General features: G+C 64.8%; 18 protein-coding genes. 11 read left to right on the top strand and 7 right to left on the bottom strand.

Annotated features, from left to right (window positions below):
• Positions 1-18 precede the first annotated feature (18 nt).
• The 3 genes from rpsR (at position 19) to dnaB (ending at position 2359) form a co-directional block, all read left to right on the top strand.
• Complete coding sequence (gene rpsR, locus E5CHR_RS21770) at positions 19-300, top strand: 30S ribosomal protein S18 (RefSeq protein ID WP_007830781.1); 282 nt, start codon at positions 19-21, stop codon at positions 298-300.
• Between the two features lie 15 nt (positions 301-315).
• Complete coding sequence (gene rplI, locus E5CHR_RS21765) at positions 316-768, top strand: 50S ribosomal protein L9 (protein ID WP_162581774.1); 453 nt, start codon at positions 316-318, stop codon at positions 766-768.
• A 187-nt stretch (positions 769-955) separates the two neighbouring features.
• A complete protein-coding gene (gene dnaB, locus E5CHR_RS21760; protein ID WP_162581773.1) occupies positions 956-2359 on the top strand; it encodes a replicative DNA helicase in 1404 nt (467 codons plus the stop codon).
• Between the two features lie 3 nt (positions 2360-2362).
• Here the strand turns inward: dnaB and E5CHR_RS21755 are convergent, their stop codons facing one another.
• The 5 genes from E5CHR_RS21755 to E5CHR_RS21735 all read right to left on the bottom strand — a co-directional run bounded on the left by E5CHR_RS21755 (position 2363) and on the right by E5CHR_RS21735 (position 6775).
• Positions 2363-3073, bottom strand: a complete 711-nt coding sequence (locus E5CHR_RS21755; RefSeq protein WP_162581772.1) for a helix-turn-helix transcriptional regulator — start codon at positions 3071-3073, stop codon at positions 2363-2365.
• Positions 3074-3174: 101 nt separating this feature from the next.
• Complete coding sequence (locus E5CHR_RS21750; RefSeq protein ID WP_162581771.1) at positions 3175-3630, bottom strand: GyrI-like domain-containing protein; 456 nt, start codon at positions 3628-3630, stop codon at positions 3175-3177.
• 174 nt (positions 3631-3804) lie between these two features.
• Complete coding sequence (locus E5CHR_RS21745; RefSeq protein ID WP_162581770.1) at positions 3805-5544, bottom strand: PhoH family protein; 1740 nt, start codon at positions 5542-5544, stop codon at positions 3805-3807.
• A 199-nt stretch (positions 5545-5743) separates the two neighbouring features.
• On the bottom strand, positions 5744-6214 hold the full coding sequence (locus E5CHR_RS21740; RefSeq protein WP_162575924.1) for a peroxiredoxin: 471 nt from the start codon (positions 6212-6214) through the stop codon (positions 5744-5746).
• A 177-nt stretch (positions 6215-6391) separates the two neighbouring features.
• Entirely contained in the window at positions 6392-6775 is a 384-nt protein-coding gene (locus tag E5CHR_RS21735) for an Mth938-like domain-containing protein (RefSeq protein ID WP_162581769.1), read from the bottom strand.
• Between the two features lie 67 nt (positions 6776-6842).
• Between E5CHR_RS21735 and E5CHR_RS21730 the strand changes: the two genes are divergently transcribed.
• The 7 genes from E5CHR_RS21730 to E5CHR_RS21700 all read left to right on the top strand — a co-directional run bounded on the left by E5CHR_RS21730 (position 6843) and on the right by E5CHR_RS21700 (position 13549).
• Positions 6843-8066 carry a pyridoxal phosphate-dependent aminotransferase gene (locus tag E5CHR_RS21730; protein ID WP_162581768.1) on the top strand — a complete coding sequence of 408 codons (1224 nt, stop codon included), beginning with the start codon at positions 6843-6845 and terminating at the stop codon, positions 8064-8066.
• Positions 8067-8107: 41 nt separating this feature from the next.
• Positions 8108-9430, top strand: a complete 1323-nt coding sequence (locus E5CHR_RS21725; protein WP_162581767.1) for a homoserine dehydrogenase — start codon at positions 8108-8110, stop codon at positions 9428-9430.
• On the top strand, positions 9430-10845 hold the full coding sequence (thrC, locus tag E5CHR_RS21720; protein WP_162581766.1) for a threonine synthase: 1416 nt from the start codon (positions 9430-9432) through the stop codon (positions 10843-10845). The genes E5CHR_RS21725 and thrC overlap by 1 nt, the downstream gene beginning before the upstream one ends.
• Before the next feature lie 46 nt (positions 10846-10891).
• Positions 10892-11461, top strand: coding sequence for a molybdopterin-guanine dinucleotide biosynthesis protein B (gene mobB, locus E5CHR_RS21715; RefSeq protein WP_332061350.1), 570 nt, complete (start codon positions 10892-10894; stop codon positions 11459-11461).
• On the top strand, positions 11454-12701 hold the full coding sequence (locus E5CHR_RS21710) for a molybdopterin molybdotransferase MoeA (RefSeq protein WP_232062154.1): 1248 nt from the start codon (positions 11454-11456) through the stop codon (positions 12699-12701). Before mobB ends, E5CHR_RS21710 begins: the two co-directional genes overlap by 8 nt.
• A gap of 2 nt (positions 12702-12703) precedes the next feature.
• On the top strand, positions 12704-12955 hold the full coding sequence (locus E5CHR_RS21705; RefSeq protein ID WP_162581764.1) for a MoaD/ThiS family protein: 252 nt from the start codon (positions 12704-12706) through the stop codon (positions 12953-12955).
• A gap of 117 nt (positions 12956-13072) precedes the next feature.
• The gene (locus tag E5CHR_RS21700; protein WP_162581763.1) at positions 13073-13549 is read left to right on the top strand and encodes a molybdenum cofactor biosynthesis protein MoaE; all 477 of its coding nucleotides are present in this window, start codon (positions 13073-13075) and stop codon (positions 13547-13549) included.
• 5 nt (positions 13550-13554) lie between these two features.
• On the opposite strand, the gene E5CHR_RS21695 is transcribed toward E5CHR_RS21700, so the two are convergent.
• Together E5CHR_RS21695 and E5CHR_RS21690 are read right to left on the bottom strand one after the other, a co-directional pair.
• Positions 13555-14550, bottom strand: coding sequence for a Bug family tripartite tricarboxylate transporter substrate binding protein (locus E5CHR_RS21695; protein WP_232062153.1), 996 nt, complete (start codon positions 14548-14550; stop codon positions 13555-13557).
• Between the two features lie 99 nt (positions 14551-14649).
• Positions 14650-15543, bottom strand: a complete 894-nt coding sequence (locus E5CHR_RS21690; protein WP_162581762.1) for a LysR family transcriptional regulator — start codon at positions 15541-15543, stop codon at positions 14650-14652.
• A 126-nt stretch (positions 15544-15669) separates the two neighbouring features.
• Between E5CHR_RS21690 and E5CHR_RS21685 the strand changes: the two genes are divergently transcribed.
• Positions 15670-16584: a diiron oxygenase gene (locus E5CHR_RS21685; RefSeq protein ID WP_162581761.1), complete on the top strand. Its 915-nt coding sequence runs from the start codon at positions 15670-15672 to the stop codon at positions 16582-16584.
• Positions 16585-16587: the final 3 nt, after the last annotated feature.

Raw genomic sequence — 16587 nt, 5'->3', positions numbered from 1 at the left:
TTTTCGAGAGGTCCCACAATGGCCACGTTCAAGAAGTTCAACAAGGACAAGCGTCCGAAGCGCAACACCCAATCGCTGCTGTTCAAGCGCAAGCGCTTCTGCCGCTTCACTGTCGCCGGTGTCGAAGAGATCGACTACAAGGACATCGACACCCTGCGCGATTTCATCAGCGAGAACGGCAAGATCATCCCCGCGCGGCTTACCGGCACGCGCGCGATCTATCAGCGTCAGCTCAACACCGCGATCAAGCGTGCCCGCTTTCTCGCGATGGTGCCTTACAGCGACCAGCATCGCGTTTAAGGAGGCGAGAACATCATGCAAGTCATACTTCTGGATAAGGTCGTCAACCTCGGCGTGCTGGGCGAAATCGTCAAGGTCAAGGACGGCTACGCTCGTAATTTCCTGATTCCCTCCGGTCGCGCTCGCCGTGCTACCGAGGCCAACAAGGCTGAGTTCGAAGCCAAGCGGGTCGAACTTGAAAAGGCCGCCGCCGCCAAGCTGACCGAGGCGCAGGCACAAGGGGAGAAGCTCGGCGGCACCGCCGTCAAGCTGACGCAGAAGGCCGGTGTCGACGGCCGCCTGTTCGGCTCCGTCACCAACCAAGACATCGCGGACGAGCTCAACAGGCAGGGATACAAGATCGCGAAGTCGCAAGTGCGTATGCCGAGCGGTCCGATCAAAACCGTCGGCGACAGCACCGTCAGCGTCGCCTTGCATACCGACGTGGTGGTCGACATTACTGTCACGGTTTACGGCGAAAGCGCTTAACGCCTTTATCGCGATAAAACGAGGTCGCGGCTGCGATCTTGTTCTTATGGGCCGCCTTCGGGGCGGCCTTTGCTTTTTGCGGTCGCAGTTGTCCCGCGCACTGCACCGATAAGTCACTGCTTATCCACAGCCTATCAAGTGACGTAGGCCGTCATGCGCCTTAGCATGTGCGGCTGCAAGGAAGTTCATGTCCGCCGTCTTTTCCTATGCCGACAACGACCCGTCGGCCGATCGCCAAATCGCGCAACTGCGCATCCCGCCGCATTCGATCGAGGCGGAGTCGAGCGTGCTCGGCGGTCTGTTGCTCGACAACGGCGCATGGGACCGCATGGGTGATCTGCTGGTTGACAGTGACTTCTACCGTCATGAGCACAAGCTGATCTACGCAGCCATCGGGGCACTGATCAACGCCAGTAAACCAGCCGACGTGATTACGGTCTTCGAGCAGCTGCAGAACCTGGGCAAGGCCGAGGAGGTGGGCGGTCTTAGCTACTTGAATTCGCTGGCGCAATACGTGCCTAGTGCCAGCAACATCCGCCGCTACGCCGAGATCGTGCGCGAGCGCTCGATCCTGCGCAAGCTGGTCAGCGCAAGTGACGAAATCGCCACCAATGCGTTCAACACGCAGGGCAAGTCCGTCGACAAGATCCTCGACGAGGCCGAGCAGAAAATCTTCAACATCGGCGAGGAAGGCTCGCGCATGAAGCAGGGCTTCCAGAGCATGGAATCCCTCGTGGTCGAATTGCTCGACCGCGTCAGCGAGATGGCGGAGAACCCGAACGACATCACGGGCGTGCGCACCGGTTTTTACGAGTTCGACAAGATGACGTCGGGCCTGCAGCCGGGTGACATGATCGTGCTGGCTGCGCGGCCTTCCATGGGCAAGACCTCGCTGGCGATCAACATTGCCGAGCACGTGGCGCTCAATGAGGGGCTGCCGGTAGCGGTGTTCTCGATGGAAATGGGGGCGTCCCAGCTGGCGGTGCGTATCGTCGGCTCCATTGGCCGCATCGATCAGGGTCACCTGCGCACCGGCAAGCTCAGCGACGAAGAATGGCCGCGCCTGACCGAGGCCATCGAGAAGCTGCGCAATGTGTCGCTGCACATCGACGAGACGCCGGGGCTAACCACCAGTGAGCTGCGTGCAAATTCGCGCCGATTGGCGCGCCAGTACGGAAGGCTTGGCCTGATCGTGGTCGACTACCTTCAGTTGATGAGCGTCTCCAGCAGCATGAATGACGAGAACCGAGCGACGGCGGTAGGCGAGATCTCCCGCGGGCTCAAGATGCTGGCCAAGGAGCTCAAGTGCCCGGTGATTGCCTTGTCGCAGCTCAGCCGTGGCGTGGAGAGCCGAACCGACAAACGTCCCATGATGAGCGACCTGCGCGAGTCCGGCGCCATCGAGCAGGATGCGGACTTGATCATGTTCATCTACCGCGACGACTACTACAACAAGGACAGCAAGGAGCCTGGTGTCGCCGAGGTGATCATCAGCAAGCACCGCAACGGCCCGACGGGCACGGTCAAGCTGGCCTTTCTCAAGCCGCTGACCAAGTTCGAGAACCTGGCCAGCGGCGGTGACGATTTTTAGGCGCTATTGCAGCTGCGATCGCCGAGGTTCCGCCGGATCTTCTTGCAGCCGCCGGAGCATCTCCGCCAACGTCTTGCCGGGCTCGTGGCGAAATCGCTCCGGCAGGACCTCGATGCGATCGATCCGATCGAGGCGGAACCCGCGAAAGTCTTCCCGCAGTTCGCACCACGCCGAGAAGGTCCAGACACGGCCCCAATAGAAACAGCCCAGCGGTCGAACCACGCGTTGGCTCGGCGCGCCGGAGACGTCGTGGTAGTCCATGCGCAGCTTATTGCGCGACTGGACGGCTTCTCGCAGCGTTTGAAGGCGCAGCCGCGTTCCATCGTCGAGCGCGAGCGCAGGCGCGAACAGCGCCAGGCTCTCGGCCGACACCCGTGCGGCCGGAGGGAGCACCGACAGGATCTTGCCGAGCGCAGTCTGGATGTCCTTTGCCATGGCCGGGTCGACCCAGCTCTGTGCGAGGCGCGCCGACGCCACCAATGCTGCGGCCTCATCCTGCGTGAACATAAGTGGCGGCAAGTCGAAGCCCGCACCCAGGCGATAACCGACGCCGGCCTCGCCCTCGATCGGCACTCCCTGGCGCTGCAAGTCGGCCACGTCCCGATAGATTGTGCGGTCTGACACCTCCAGCCGCTGAGCAAGGAAGGCCGCGGTCGTGAGGCGCCGGCCACGAATCAGTTGAACAATCTGGAACAGGCGATCGGCGCGGCGCATTGGGATAAACGGTCAAGGTCGAAGGAGCTTGCATTCGAAGTCTTTACGAAAGTGGCGCCCTTCGCCCATCTCATGGTCTTCGCACGCTCGTATCCTCGATCTCAGGCTGCTATTACGCCGATGTGGATGGCGACCTGGTCGGGACCGCTGTAGGCTTCGAAGTCGCTGCGATAACTGCGGCGGACCTCGGGGTGCTGCTCAAAGTACTTCCAGATCGATCCCCACAGAGAGTGCACCATTTGCGGCATCTGGCCCTGGCCAGTGAAGACGAGGTAGTCGCCGGCTTCCACTTTTACTGCGGAAGGCCCGCCCGAGACCGCGACGCCCGTCGTCAAGTCGAAGGCGCCATGCGCGTCGGACTCGTAAGCGGAGTACACGCCGTAAAGCCGCATATCGTGGACGCGATTAGGTGTCAAGGCATACACGCGCTCATCGAAGAAGCGCGTCCAAAGGTTGCCGATGCGTGCCGAGTGCTGCTCGTGTTCGGTGTGGTTGCTGGTCCGCACGGTCAGACCGGCGATGTTGAAGCCTTCATGGCGTTGAAGCCGAGGTTGCATGGTTCTCTCTCCAGGGTCATTTCTTCTTGAGGTAGAGCACCGGTACTGAGACGCTCAGCGCCTCGGCCCGGTGCCCGAAGTCAAGTCACCATGCTGCGCGTTCGCTCCTGACAACGTCCCGTCAGCAGCCCTTCCGAGGCGCGCGAGGAGCGCCGGCTTGGTAGCCGGTGCTCTTTAAAGTACCTCGCTTGCGAAGTCAGCCAGCCGCGAGCGCTCCCCGCGTGCCAGCGTGATGTGGCCGCTGTGCGGCCAGCCCTTGAACTTGTCGACGGCAAATGTCAGGCCGGATGAGCCCTCGGTGAGATAAGGTGTGTCGATCTGCGCCAGATTGCCCATGCAGATGATCTTGGTGCCAGGGCCCGCCCGGGTGACCAGGGTCTTCATCTGCTTCGGTGTCAGGTTCTGCGCCTCATCGATGATCACGTACTTGTTCAGGAAGGTGCGGCCGCGCATGAAATTCATACTCTTGATCTTGATGCGGCTGCGGATCAACTCGTTGGTGGCCGCGCGACCCCATTCGCCTGCCCCCCCGCCGTCACCCTTGGCCAGGAACTCGAGGTTGTCGTCGAGTGCGCCCATCCATGGGCCCATCTTTTCCTCCTCCGTGCCGGGAAGGAAGCCGATATCCTCGCCCACGCTAACGGTCGCCCGGGTCATGATGATTTCGGTGTAGCGGCGGTCGTCCAGCACCTGGGTAAGGCCCGAGGCAAGCGCCATCAGCGTCTTGCCGGTGCCGGCTGTGCCCGTCAGGGTGACAAGGTCCACCTCTGGATCCATCAGCAGGTTCATCGCAAAGTTCTGCTCACGGTTGCGGGTGTTCACGCCCCAGACAGCGTTTTTTATAGAGCCGTAGTCCTTGAGCGTCTTGAGCACCGCGGTCTTGTCGCGGATCTCCGTCACGCGGGCATACATGCTGGGCTCGCCAGGCGCCTCGAAATACACGAACTGGTTGATGTAGAGGTTAGGCACGAGGGGACCGCTGACGCGATAGAAGGTGTTGCTGCCGCTCTGCCAGCTTTCGATCGGCTTGCTCTGGCGAGTCCAGAAGTCAGCCGGCAATGCCAACGCGCCGGAATAGAGCAGGTCGCCGTCTTCCAGTGTCTTGTCGTTCTGATAGTCGTCTGCGGCCAGGCCCAGAGCGCGAGCCTTTACCCGCATGTTGATGTCCTTCGACACCAGCACCACCTCCTGCCTGGCGCGCCCCGGATCGTCCTTGGCATAGAACTCGCGCAGCGCGTGGACCACGCCAAGGATCTGGTTGTCGGCCTTGCCTTGCGGCAAGCTCGTCGGCAACGAGTAGTCCAGCGGGTCCGTCTGGAAGAACAGCTTCCCGCCGGCCTCCCGGTGCCCGGTGGTATCGAGTTTCAGACCCTTCCCGATGTCGGCACCTTGCGCCGCGGCGAGCGCGTCCAGGGTGCGGCTCGCTTGGCGGCCGTTGCGAGCGACTTCGGTCGTCCCTTTCTTGTGGCCATCAAGTTCCTCCAGCACGATCATCGGCAGGAAGATGTCGTGCTCTTCGAAACGGAACAGGCACATGGGGTCGTGCAGCAGCACGTTGGTGTCCAGCACGAAGAGCTTGGTCGGGCCAATGGGTTTGCCTCGCTTGCCCTTGGCCGGGCTGGCCGCTTCCTTGGCTGCCGTCGCGGGGCGGCGCTCCTCGTTGCTGCGCGTGACTGGCGCGACGGGCGGGGGGGCTTTCAGGCTCGGCAGGACCGGGGCCTCGACCGCACCGCTACCTTCCCCGGGACGCGTGTCGAACAGTTCGAGTGGCTGAGGTCCGCTGGACCGGGTCTCGTCGGCGTGCCGATCGGAGGAGCGACGACCACCCCTTCCGTGAAGGGAGCGGGCAGGCGCGTCGTGTGCGTCCGGCGAAAGCAGTGCGGCGCGTTTCGTGGGGGCGGGAGGCAGGGGCATGGGGCGGTTCGCTCGCAGGGAAGAAGGGGCCAGAAAGCGAAAAAGCCGCCTGAAGACCCAAGCGGCTTTGTTCGGTGGATGCGGTCGCGGAGCTCAACGGCATGGAACCATTATGCACGTCGGCCGTGACAGGTTTGGTGAGCGTTGCGCATCGCCAACGTCTGCTGGCGCAAGCTCACCAACGATGCCGATCAGTCGATCACTTCTTGAGTGTCTTGACGGCTTTGAGAACTTCGTCGACATGGCCCGGCACCTTGAGGCCACGCCATTCGGCCTTGAGCACGCCGTCGGCGCCGATGAGGAAGGTGCTGCGCTCAATACCCTTGACCTTCTTGCCGTACATGATCTTGTTCTTGACCACGCCGAACATGTGGCACATCTTTTCTTCGGTGTCGGCGATCAGTTCGAAGGGGAGTTCGAGCTTGGCCTTGAACTCGTCATGCGACTTCATGTTGTCGCGTGAGACTCCGAACACGGTCGCTCCGGCCTTGACGAAATCCTTGTAGCGATCGCGAAACTGCATCGCTTCGGTCGTGCAGCCGGGCGTATTGTCCTTGGGATAAAAATACATCACCAGCACTTGCCCGAGGTGCGAGGTGTTCGAAACCTTGATGCCGCCAGTGGCGTTGGCGTCGAATTCAGGGATGGGTTTGTTGACAACGATCGCCATGAAACTTGTTTTCTCCGTTTGATTCCATGTTCGAGTCGGGCTTTTGGCACTCGCTCGCGGCCCAAGCCTGGAGCGCTCGATACGATGGAGATTGGTCGTTGACTGGGCGGCTCCCTGCACGACTACTGGGTGGGGCCCCGATTCGTAACCCGATATTTTAGCTCGAAACGCCCGCCATTAGCCATCCTCAGGCCTCTCGATCAGCAGAGCCGCGACCACGTGGCGGCCCTCGCCTGCCAGGATGTTGTAGGTGCGACAGGCCGCCCCCGTGTCCATGGTCTCGACGCCCGTGCGCCGCGCCATCAATGGTTGGATCCACGCAGGCTGGGGAAAGCGGATGCGTGCACCGCTGCCAAAGATGACCAGTTCGGCGCCGAGCGAGGCCAGCTGCGCGAAGTGCTCGGCGCGCAGCTCATCGAAGCGACTGCAGTCCCAGGCAAGACGCTCGCCCCGCGAGCCCACCACCACGCTGTTCTCGATCCTCTCGTGGTTGACGGCCACCCAGCCGGGGCCATGCGCAGTCAGGGTCTGAGCATCGGATTTGTCGGGCTGGAGCTTCATCGGGGACGGGCGGGAACTGTGGTCAAATTATAGGTTTTCCCCCGTGCACCCCGCCCCTGGAGGGACTTTGAAACCACTCAAGAAATCGGCCAAGCTGGCCAATGTGCTCTACGACATCCGTGGTCCGATCATGGATGCCGCGAAGCAGATGGAGGAAGAGGGTCAGAAAATCATCAAGCTGAACATCGGCAACCTCGCCCCGTTCGGCTTCGACGCCCCTGAAGAGGTCCAGCAGGACATGATCCGCAACATCGCGGGCTCCTCCGGCTACTCGGACAGCAAGGGTATTTTCGCGGCGCGCAAGGCGGTGATGCACGAGACCCAGAAGCAGGGTGTCGCCAACGTTACGTTGGACGATATTTATCTCGGCAATGGGGCGAGCGAACTGATCGCGATGGCTGCCAACGCACTGCTCAACGACGGCGACGAGTTGCTGCTGCCCGCCCCCGATTACCCGCTATGGACGGCGGTTGCGAGCCTCTCGGGCGGCAAGCCGGTGCACTACCTGTGCGATGAGGAGAACGGCTGGATGCCCAGCCTGGCCGATATCCGCGCCAAGATCACGCCGCGCACCAAGGGCATCGTCGTCATCAACCCCAACAACCCCACCGGCGCGCTGTACTCGGACGAACTGCTCAGGGGCATCGTGGCGATCGCGCGCGAGCACGGGCTGGTGATCCTGGCCGACGAGGTCTACGACAAGGTGCTGTACGACGGCGTCAGGCACACGGCCATCGCAAGCCTGTCCAAGGACGTGCTGACGCTGACTTTCAACTCGCTGTCCAAGAGCTACCGCTCTTGCGGCTACCGTGCCGGGTGGATGGTGGTGTCGGGCGACAAGAAAATGGCCCAGGACTACATCGAGGGCCTCAACATGCTCTCGAACATGCGCCTGTGCCCCAATGTGCCGGGGCAGTGGGCGATCCAGACCGCGCTCGGTGGCTACCAGAGCATCAACGACCTGGTGGGTCCGGGTGGCCGTCTGCGCCACCAGCGCGACCTGGCGTACGAGCTGATCACCGCCATTCCGGGCGTCAGCTGCGTCAAGCCCAGCGCCGCGCTCTACATGTTTCCCCGGCTCGACCCCAAGCTCTACCCGATCGAGGACGATCGCCAGTTCTTCCTCGAGGTGCTGAAAGAAACCCGAGTGATGCTGGTGCAGGGCACCGGCTTCAACTGGTCCACGCCCGACCATTTCCGCATCGTGTTCCTGCCCCATGAAGAAGACCTGCGAGAGGCGGTCCGGCGCATTGCCGAATTTCTCGAGCGCTATCGCAGCCGAAACGCCTAGCAGACTTGCTTGCGCCCCAGTTCCACAGCCAGACGAATCGAATGAAACCCATCCAAGTAGGCCTGCTAGGCATCGGCACGGTCGGCAGCGGCACCTTCAAGGTGCTCCAGCGCAATCAGGAAGAAATCAAGCGCCGCGCGGGGCGCGGCATCGAGATCACCATGGTGGCGGACCTCGACGTGGCGCGTGCCAGGGCGGCAGTGGGCGAGGGCGTGCAGGTGGTGAACGACGCGCGTGCGGTCATCGCCAACCCCGCCATCGACATCGTGATCGAGCTGATCGGCGGCTACGGCATCGCACGCGAGCTGGTGCTCGAGGCGATAGCGGCCGGCAAGCATGTGGTCACTGCCAACAAGGCACTGCTGGCGGTGCACGGCACCGAGATCTTCGCGGCCGCCCACGCCAAGGGCGTCATGGTGGCCTTCGAGGCCGCGGTGGCCGGCGGCATCCCGATCATCAAGGCGCTGCGCGAGGGCCTTACCGCCAACAGCATCCAGTGGATCGCCGGGATCATCAATGGCACCACCAACTTCATCCTCTCCGAGATGCGCGACAAGGGCCTGGATTTCGCCACCGTGCTGAAGGAGGCGCAGCGCCTGGGTTACGCCGAGGCCGACCCGACCTTCGACATCGAGGGGGTGGATGCGGCCCACAAGGTCACGCTGATGAGCGCCATCGCCTTCGGTATCCCGGTGCAGTTCGACAGGGCGCATGTCGAAGGCATCACCAAGCTGGCGGCGCAGGACATCAAGTACGCCGAGCAGCTGGGCTACCGCATCAAGCTGCTGGGCGTGACCAAGCGCAAGGCCCAGGGCATCGAGCTGCGCGTGCATCCGAGCCTGGTGCCTGCCAAGCGCCTGCTCGCCAACGTCGAAGGCGCCATGAACGCGGTGGTGGTCAACGGCGATGCCGTCGGCACCACGCTGTACTACGGCAAGGGCGCCGGCAGCGAGCCGACTGCCAGCGCCGTGATCGCCGACCTGGTGGACATCACCCGCCTGCACACTGCAGACGCGGCGCACCGCGTGCCGCACCTGGCCTTCCATCCCGATGCGATGAGTGACCTGCAGGTGCTGCCGATGTCCGAGGTGGTGACCAGCTACTACCTGCGTATGCGCGTGGCCGACGAGGCCGGCGTGCTGGCCCAGGTGACGGGGCTGCTGGCCACGGCCGGCATCAGCATCGACGCGGTGCTGCAACGCGAGGCCGACGAGGTCGGCGGAGAAGGCTCCACCCAGACCGACCTCATCATCCTCACGCATGACACGCGCGAGGGCACGCTGGACGACGCGTTGGTCCAGCTTCAGGCGCTGCCCACCGTACTCGCACCGATCGTGCGCATTCGCAAGGAAGAGCTGTCCTGATGCGCTATTTGTCCACGCGCGGCCATCCGGAGCGCCGCCGCTTCTGCGAGATCCTTCTCGAAGGCCTGGCGCCGGACGGCGGCCTCTACCTGCCCGAACGCTACCCGCAGGTGGACGCCGCGACGCTCGGCAGGTGGCGTGACCTGCCCTATGCGGAGCTGGCCTTCGAGGTGCTCTCGCTGTACATCGACGACATCCCTTCTGCGGACCTGAAGGCGATCTGCGCCAGGACCTACACCGCCGAGATCTTCGGGACGCCCGACATCGTGCCGCTGCGCGAACTCGAAGACGGCGTGTACCTGGAAGCCCTGTCCAACGGCCCGACGCTCGCCTTCAAGGACATGGCGATGCAGCTGCTTGGCAACCTGTTCGAGTACGAGCTCGGGCGCCGCAGCGAGGAGCTCAACGTTCTCGGCGCCACCAGCGGCGACACCGGCAGCGCGGCCGAATACGCCATGCGCGGCAAAAAGGGCGTACGTGTGTTCATGACCTCGCCCGATGGGCGCATGAGCCCCTTCCAGCAGGCCCAGATGTTCAGCCTGCAGGACCCGAACATCCACAACATCGCGATCGCCGGCGTGTTCGACGATTGCCAGGACATCGTCAAGGCGGTGTCGAACGACCTCGACTTCAAGCGCAAGTACAGGATCGGCACGGTCAATTCGATCAACTGGGCACGGCTGCTGGCGCAGGTCGTCTACTACTTCGCGGGTTATTTCCAGGCGACAGGGGGCAACGACAAGCAGGTCAGCTTCACCGTCCCCTCCGGCAATTTCGGCAACGTCTGCGCCGGCCACGTGGCGCGCTCGATGGGCCTGCCTGTCCGCAAGCTCGTGGTGGCAACCAACGAGAACGACGTGCTGGACGAGTTCTTCCGCACCGGCATCTACCGCGTGCGCTCGGCGGCGGATACGCACGAGACCTCAAGTCCCTCCATGGACATTTCCAAGGCGAGCAACTTCGAGCGCTTCGTGTTCGATCTGGTCGGCCGCGATGCGTCCAGGACGCGGCGCCTGTTCGAAGAAGACCTCGGCACAACAGGGCATTTCGACCTGAGCACCGACCCGATCTTCAGCGAGGCAGCCTCACGCTTCGGCTTCGCGAGCAGCCGCAGCACCCATGCCGATCGCCTCGCGACCATCCGCGACACCGACAAGCGCTTCGCAACGCTGGTGGACACTCATACCGCCGATGGCCTGAAGGCCGCGCGCGAACACCTGGAGCCCGGCGTGCCGATGATCGTGCTCGAGACCGCGCTGCCCATCAAGTTTGCCGAGACCATTGTCGAAGCGCTGGGGCGCGTGCCCGACCGTCCCGCGCGCTTCGAAGGCATCGAGGCGCTGCCGCGGCGGGTGGTCCAGCTGCCGGCCGACGCCGAGGCCGTGAAGGCCTACATCGTCCGGCACTGTGCTTGAGACAAGGCATGAACGAGCCCGTCGCGCCCACGGCGACTACATTCACATCGCCCGAACGGTCGAGCCGCGCATGAAAGTCATCGGCTTCGCCGGCTTCTCTGGCGCGGGCAAGACCACGCTGGTCGAGCGGCTGATCCCGGTGCTCAGGTTCCATGGCCAGCGCGTTTCGGTGGTCAAGCATGCCCATCACAAGTTCGACATCGACCATCCGGGCAAGGACACCTACCGCCACCGAGAGGCAGGAGCCTTCGAAGTCGTGGTGGCTTCCGACAAGCGGCTCGCCCTGATCCGCGAATTCGAACGGCCGGCGCAACTCGGTGTGCACGAGCTCGTCGCCGAGCTCGACGCGGCTGTGGACTGGGTCCTGGTCGAAGGCTTCAAGCACAGCGACCTGCAGAAGATCGAGGTCTGGCGCGAGCCCGTGGAGGGACAGGCGCCTCGGCCGGCGCGCTATGCGGACGACGCCTTCATCGTCGCGATCGCCACCGACACGCCCGAGCGGCTGCCGCGCGCCACCACGCTGCCGGTATTCGACCTGAACGACGTCGATGGCATTGGCGCCTGGCTCCTGCAGAACGCCAGCCGTTTCGAGTACAAGGTGGATCGCCATGGCTGACGCTTCCAAACGCCCTCCCTTGATGCCGCTCGACGAGGCACTGGCGCGGCTGCTCGCCGCCGCCACGCCGCAGATGGGCATCGAATCGGTTTCCACCTTCGACGCCGACGGGCGCGTGCTCGCGCAGGACGTGCGCTCGGGCTTGACCGTCCCGCCGCGCGACAACAGCTCGATGGACGGCTACGCGGTGCGCAGCGCCGACTGTGCTGAGCACGGCGCGGTACTGCGCGTGGCCCAGCGCATCCCCGCCGGCACCGTGGGCACGCCGCTGGCTGCCGGCACGGCTGCGCGCATCTTCACCGGCGCGCAAATTCCCGCAGGCGCCGATGCGGTCGTGATGCAGGAAGACGCCACCGCATTGCCGGAAGAGGGCGCACTGGGGAACGTGCGTATCGAGATCGTGCCGGCAGCGGGCCAGTGGATCCGCCGCGCCGGCGAGGACGTGGCTGCCGGCGACGTGGTGCTCGCGCGCGGAGAGCGCCTGACGCCCGCGGCGCTGGGGCTGGCAGCCAGCGTCGGGCTCGATCGTCTTCAAGTGGCGAAGCGCCCGCGCGTCACGCTGCTCTCCACCGGCGACGAGCTCGTGATGCCCGGCGAGGTGGCGCCCGAGGCGATGAAGCCGGGCTCGATCTACAACTCCAACCGCTTCTTCATGCGGGCCCTGCTCGTGCGGCTGGGCTGCGAGGTGCACGACCTCGGCATCGTGCCCGACCGTCGCGACGCGACCATCGAGGCGCTGCGCAGCGCCTCGGAGCGCAGCGACCTGATCATCACCACCGGCGGCGTCTCGGTGGGCGAGGAAGACCACATCAAGGCCGCCGTGCAGGCGCTGGGCCAGCTCGACCTGTGGTCGCTGTCGATGAAGCCAGGCAAGCCCTTTGCCTACGGGCGGATCGGCAATGCCCATCTCACCGGGCTACCCGGCAACCCGGTCTCCAGCTTTCTGACCTTCCTGCTCCTGGTGCGCCCCTTCCTGCTGACGCTGCAGGGTGCAACCCGGGTGGCGCCCGCGCCCGTCGCGATGCGCGCCGACTTCGACTGGCCGCGTGCCGACCAACGGCGCGAGTTCCTCCGGGCCCGTCGCAATGCCGCCGGTGGGCTCGACCTGTTCGCCAACCAGAGCTCGGGCGTGCTGACCTCCATGGTCTGGGGCGACGGCGTGATCGACACGCCGGCCGGCCAGCCTTTCAAGTGCGGTGACGTGGTGCAGTTCATTCCCTTCTCATCCTTGCTGAGCTGAGCATGAAGGTCACGGTGCGCTACTTTGCTTCGGTGCGCGAGGCCCTCGGGACCGGCGGCGAAACGGTCGAGACCCGCGCCGCCGATCTCGGCGCGCTGCGCGACGAACTGATTGCACGCGGCGAGCCGCATGCCAGCGCACTGGCCCGCGGCAAGGCGGTACGCATGGCGCTGGACCAGGTCATGAGCGCCGAGGGCGCTGCGCTGCGCGAAGGCCAGGAAGTGGCATTCTTCCCGCCGGTCACGGGCGGCTGAGCGCGCCTGCAACTGCGACAGCTGCCCGCGCAGCGCGGACTTTTTCCTGGGCGTTCGCAACCATCGGCGCGCGCAAAGGGCGTGCGCTGCAGTCTGGCGCGGTGCCACAATCCGGCCATGAGCGGCCCGCGTGTTTTCATCCAGACAGCTGATTTCGACCTTGCCGAAGAGGTCGCCGCATTGCGCGCCGACGACATGCGCGTGGGCGCTGTCTGCAGCTTCGTCGGCACCGTGCGCGACCGCAACGACGGCGATACGGTGGCGTCGATGGAGCTCGAGCACTACCCCGGCATGACCGAAAAATCCATCGAGGCCATGATCGACGAAGCGCATCGCCGTTTCGACATCCTCGGAGCGCGCGTGATTCATCGTGTGGGGCTCCTCCAGCCCCTCGACCAGATCATGATGGTGGCCGTGGTCTCCGCCCATCGCGGCCAGAGCTTTCAGGCCTGCGAGTTCCTGATGGATTACCTGAAGACTCAAGCGCCGTTCTGGAAGAAGGAACAGACGCCTGCGGGCGCGCGGTGGGTCGATGCGCGGGTCGATGACGATGCAGCCCTGGCGCGGTGGGGGATCCAGGGCCGCAACGCCTGAATGGCCTACTGCGGCGTGAAGCCGCTCGCCTTGATGATCTGTTCCCAGGTCTGCGTGTAGGTACGCACGCGGCCCGCGAACTGCCCCTGCGGCTCGTACGCCACGGTCAGGCCCATCGTGGTGAGCTTCTGCTTCACGTCGGGCATCGCCAGCACCTTGGCAAGCGCCTCGCCGAAACGGTCGATCACCGGCTGGGGCGTGCCCACTGGCGCGAACACGCCGTAGTACGGCAGGTCCTCCAGGTTGGCGAAGCCCATCTCGGTGAAGGTCGGCACTTGCGGCAGCAACGCCTGGCGCTTGGCACCGATGGTGGCCACGATGCGCAACTTGCCGGCGCGGTGGTTCTCGATGAAGTCGGGCACAGATGCAATGCCGGCGCTGATCTGGTTGCCCAGCATGTCGGCCGTCATGGGCGCGCTGCCGCGGTAGGGCGCCGCCTGCACGTCGATCTTGTACTTGCTGCCGATCATCTTCACCAGGAACTCGGGGATCGAGGCCGGCGCGGGCACGCCGATGGTGTCCTTTCCGCCGCGCTGGGTGCGCACCCATTTCAGGTACTCGTCCAGGCTCTTCGCCGGGGTTCCACCCGACACGGCCAGCACGTTGGCGAAGGTCGCGAAGCCGGCCACGGGCACGAAGTCGGTCGCGGAGTTGTAGCCAGGGTTCTTCACCACCTGCGGCAGGATGGAGATGGTGTGGTCGTGCGACAGCAAGAGCGTATGGCCATCGGCCGGCGCGGCCTTGAGCGCCTGGGCCGCGATCTGGCCGCCGGCGCCGGCGCGGTTCTCAACCACCACGGGGGCGCCGAGCTGGTCCTTGAGCTTCTCGCCCAGGGTGCGGGCAATCGCGTCGGTGCCGGCGCCGGCCGGGAAGCCGACCAGGAGCCTGATCGGTGCGCCTTGCTGCTGCGCTTGCGCGAGGCCTGCGAGGCCGGCCATCGCGGCGGCCAGCCCGATCGCGAAAACACGGCGCGACGCGCGCGGCATTCTTGTAGAGAACATGAGCGACTCCAGTCGATTGAAGAGGAACAAGCCAGGACGAGCAACAGGCGTGCCCGCCTTTCGGCAGGAGGCCGCTATTCTGAACGAGCGCAGCGGCTTTCAGCGGCGGCGCAGCCGGTGCGCCATCGCGATGAAGGCAGCCAGAGCAGGGTTGTTGTTGGATGGACGGAACGCCAGTCCCAGCTGGTACTTCACCGCGCCATTGCGACGGCGGACCTGAAGGTAGTTCACATGCTCCGTCTGCACGGCCTGCATGGCCTGCGGCACCAGTGCGATGCCGACGCCGCCGCCCACCAGCGCGAGGATGGTCTGCATCTGCGCCGCGACCTCGACGAAGTGGGGGATGAAGCCGCATTCCTGGCAGGCGGCCATCACCACGCTCTCGAAGCCCGGGCCTTCCTTGAAGGGAAAGCCGACGAAGCTTTCGGAGGCGAGGTCGCGCAGCTGCACGCGCTGCTCCTGCGCGAGCGGATGCGTGTCCGGCACCGCCAACATCAGTTCCTGCTCGCAGTAGGGCTGGACGCGGAAGTCGCCCGCGTCGTGCAGCGGCGGGACCACGATCCCCACGTCGGTTGCGCCGCTGAGCAGGGCGGCCATCTGGTGTGCGGTGGTGTCGCCCGTAAGGACGAGCTTGACGTCAGGGTAGTCCCCGCGAAAGCTGCGCAGCAACTGCGGGACCACGCCGAGTGCCGCGCTCGGCACGAAGGACAGGCGCAGTGTGCCCACCTTGCCCGCGGCAGCGCGTTGCGCGATCTCCACCGATAGCTGCGCGTGGGCCAGCGTGCGGCGGGCTTCGCGCAAGAAGGCCTCGCCGGCCACCGTCAGCCGCACGTGGTGGCGCGTGCGGTCCAGCAAGGTGGCACCTACCTCGGCTTCGAGCCGCTGCACGGCCACGGAAAGGGGCGGTTGCGAGACGTGCAGGCGTTCGGCCGCACGCCGGAAGCTGCGCTCTTCCGCGACCGCGACGAACTGCCGGAGCTGGCGAAGGTCCATCGGTCCATTCTAGGAGCGTGATCGCATTGCCCTATCACCAGGCCATGAAAACGGTATTGGACGGAACACGCCCGATGCCGGAGCATGCGTCTCGCAAGCGTTCAACTCCAATACGAAGGCCCCACGATGCAGCCGTCCCTCCTCGAAGAACTCACGCCCGTTCCCAATCCGTATCCCATCAAGTCCCAGATCGAGTACCCCGAGGTTTGGCGCCTGTGCGAGCAGTCGCGCGAGCTGGCCTGGAACCCGACGGCCATCGACTTTTCCGATTTGCGCGAGGCCGAGCTTCCGGCGGAAGTGCGAGAGGCTGGCGCCGAGTGGTGGAGCTTGCGCGCCTGGATGGAACACGGCGCCATTCCGTACGGCACCGAGCGCCTGCGCGAAGCGGTGTTCGCGCACCAGCCCTTCGAGATCAAGCAGCACATCGTCAACTTCATTGCCGAGGAGCTGCGCCATCACGAGGCATCGTTCCTCGTCGCTCAAAACCTGGCAGGCTACCAGGCCGAGCCGCGCGCCGACTACTTCAAGGCGGTGATTCCGCGCTTCCACGACGAGCGCGACGAAAAGGCGATGTCCTTCTTTGCCGGACTGGCGGTCAACACGCTGTTCGAGCAGCTCTCCGGCGAGCTGCTGCAGGCGCGCTACGAGAACGCGCGCTTCAAGTCGATCCGCAGCGCCTGCCAGCTGATCCTGCGCGACGAGGCGCGGCACATCCAGTTCGGCCGGATCATCATGCGCCGCTTCTTCTCGGAGCTGTCGGCTGACGACCGTCGGCTGCTGGGTGAGAAGGTGGCCAAGAAGCTGCGTGGCAGTCTGCTCAACGGCGTCTACGCCGTGGTCAACCTGCCCGACGACGAACGGGCGCGAGCAGGTCGCAATCGGGCACTCGCAGCCGAGCACGGCCTGGGCGCCACCCATCCCGACGAAGAGATCGCGATCATCCGCCGCGCACTGGAGCAGATACGCCGCGATGTCGCGCCCTACGGCGTCGAGATCCCGGAGGTGCCGGAAGTCGATCGTGCCGCCGTTGCAATGCACTGAGGA

Origin of the sequence: Variovorax sp. PBS-H4 (assembly GCF_901827205.1) — a bacterium.
Lineage (GTDB): Bacteria > Pseudomonadota > Gammaproteobacteria > Burkholderiales > Burkholderiaceae_C > Variovorax.
This window is presented reverse-complemented; position numbering and strand designations above follow the sequence as displayed.

Coding starts and splice junctions, on each gene's coding strand:
- rpsR (WP_007830781.1), top strand. CDS start 19: ATGGCCACGTTCAAGAAGTTCAACAAGGACAAGCGTCCGAAGCGCAAC.
- rplI (WP_162581774.1), top strand. CDS start 316: ATGCAAGTCATACTTCTGGATAAGGTCGTCAACCTCGGCGTGCTGGGC.
- dnaB (WP_162581773.1), top strand. CDS start 956: ATGTCCGCCGTCTTTTCCTATGCCGACAACGACCCGTCGGCCGATCGC.
- E5CHR_RS21755 (WP_162581772.1), bottom strand. CDS start 3,073: ATGCGCCGCGCCGATCGCCTGTTCCAGATTGTTCAACTGATTCGTGGC.
- E5CHR_RS21750 (WP_162581771.1), bottom strand. CDS start 3,630: ATGCAACCTCGGCTTCAACGCCATGAAGGCTTCAACATCGCCGGTCTG.
- E5CHR_RS21745 (WP_162581770.1), bottom strand. CDS start 5,544: ATGCCCCTGCCTCCCGCCCCCACGAAACGCGCCGCACTGCTTTCGCCG.
- E5CHR_RS21740 (WP_162575924.1), bottom strand. CDS start 6,214: ATGGCGATCGTTGTCAACAAACCCATCCCTGAATTCGACGCCAACGCC.
- E5CHR_RS21735 (WP_162581769.1), bottom strand. CDS start 6,775: ATGAAGCTCCAGCCCGACAAATCCGATGCTCAGACCCTGACTGCGCAT.
- E5CHR_RS21725 (WP_162581767.1), top strand. CDS start 8,108: ATGAAACCCATCCAAGTAGGCCTGCTAGGCATCGGCACGGTCGGCAGC.
- thrC (WP_162581766.1), top strand. CDS start 9,430: ATGCGCTATTTGTCCACGCGCGGCCATCCGGAGCGCCGCCGCTTCTGC.
- E5CHR_RS21710 (WP_232062154.1), top strand. CDS start 11,454: ATGGCTGACGCTTCCAAACGCCCTCCCTTGATGCCGCTCGACGAGGCA.
- E5CHR_RS21705 (WP_162581764.1), top strand. CDS start 12,704: ATGAAGGTCACGGTGCGCTACTTTGCTTCGGTGCGCGAGGCCCTCGGG.
- E5CHR_RS21700 (WP_162581763.1), top strand. CDS start 13,073: ATGAGCGGCCCGCGTGTTTTCATCCAGACAGCTGATTTCGACCTTGCC.
- E5CHR_RS21695 (WP_232062153.1), bottom strand. CDS start 14,550: ATGTTCTCTACAAGAATGCCGCGCGCGTCGCGCCGTGTTTTCGCGATC.
- E5CHR_RS21690 (WP_162581762.1), bottom strand. CDS start 15,543: ATGGACCTTCGCCAGCTCCGGCAGTTCGTCGCGGTCGCGGAAGAGCGC.
- E5CHR_RS21685 (WP_162581761.1), top strand. CDS start 15,670: ATGCAGCCGTCCCTCCTCGAAGAACTCACGCCCGTTCCCAATCCGTAT.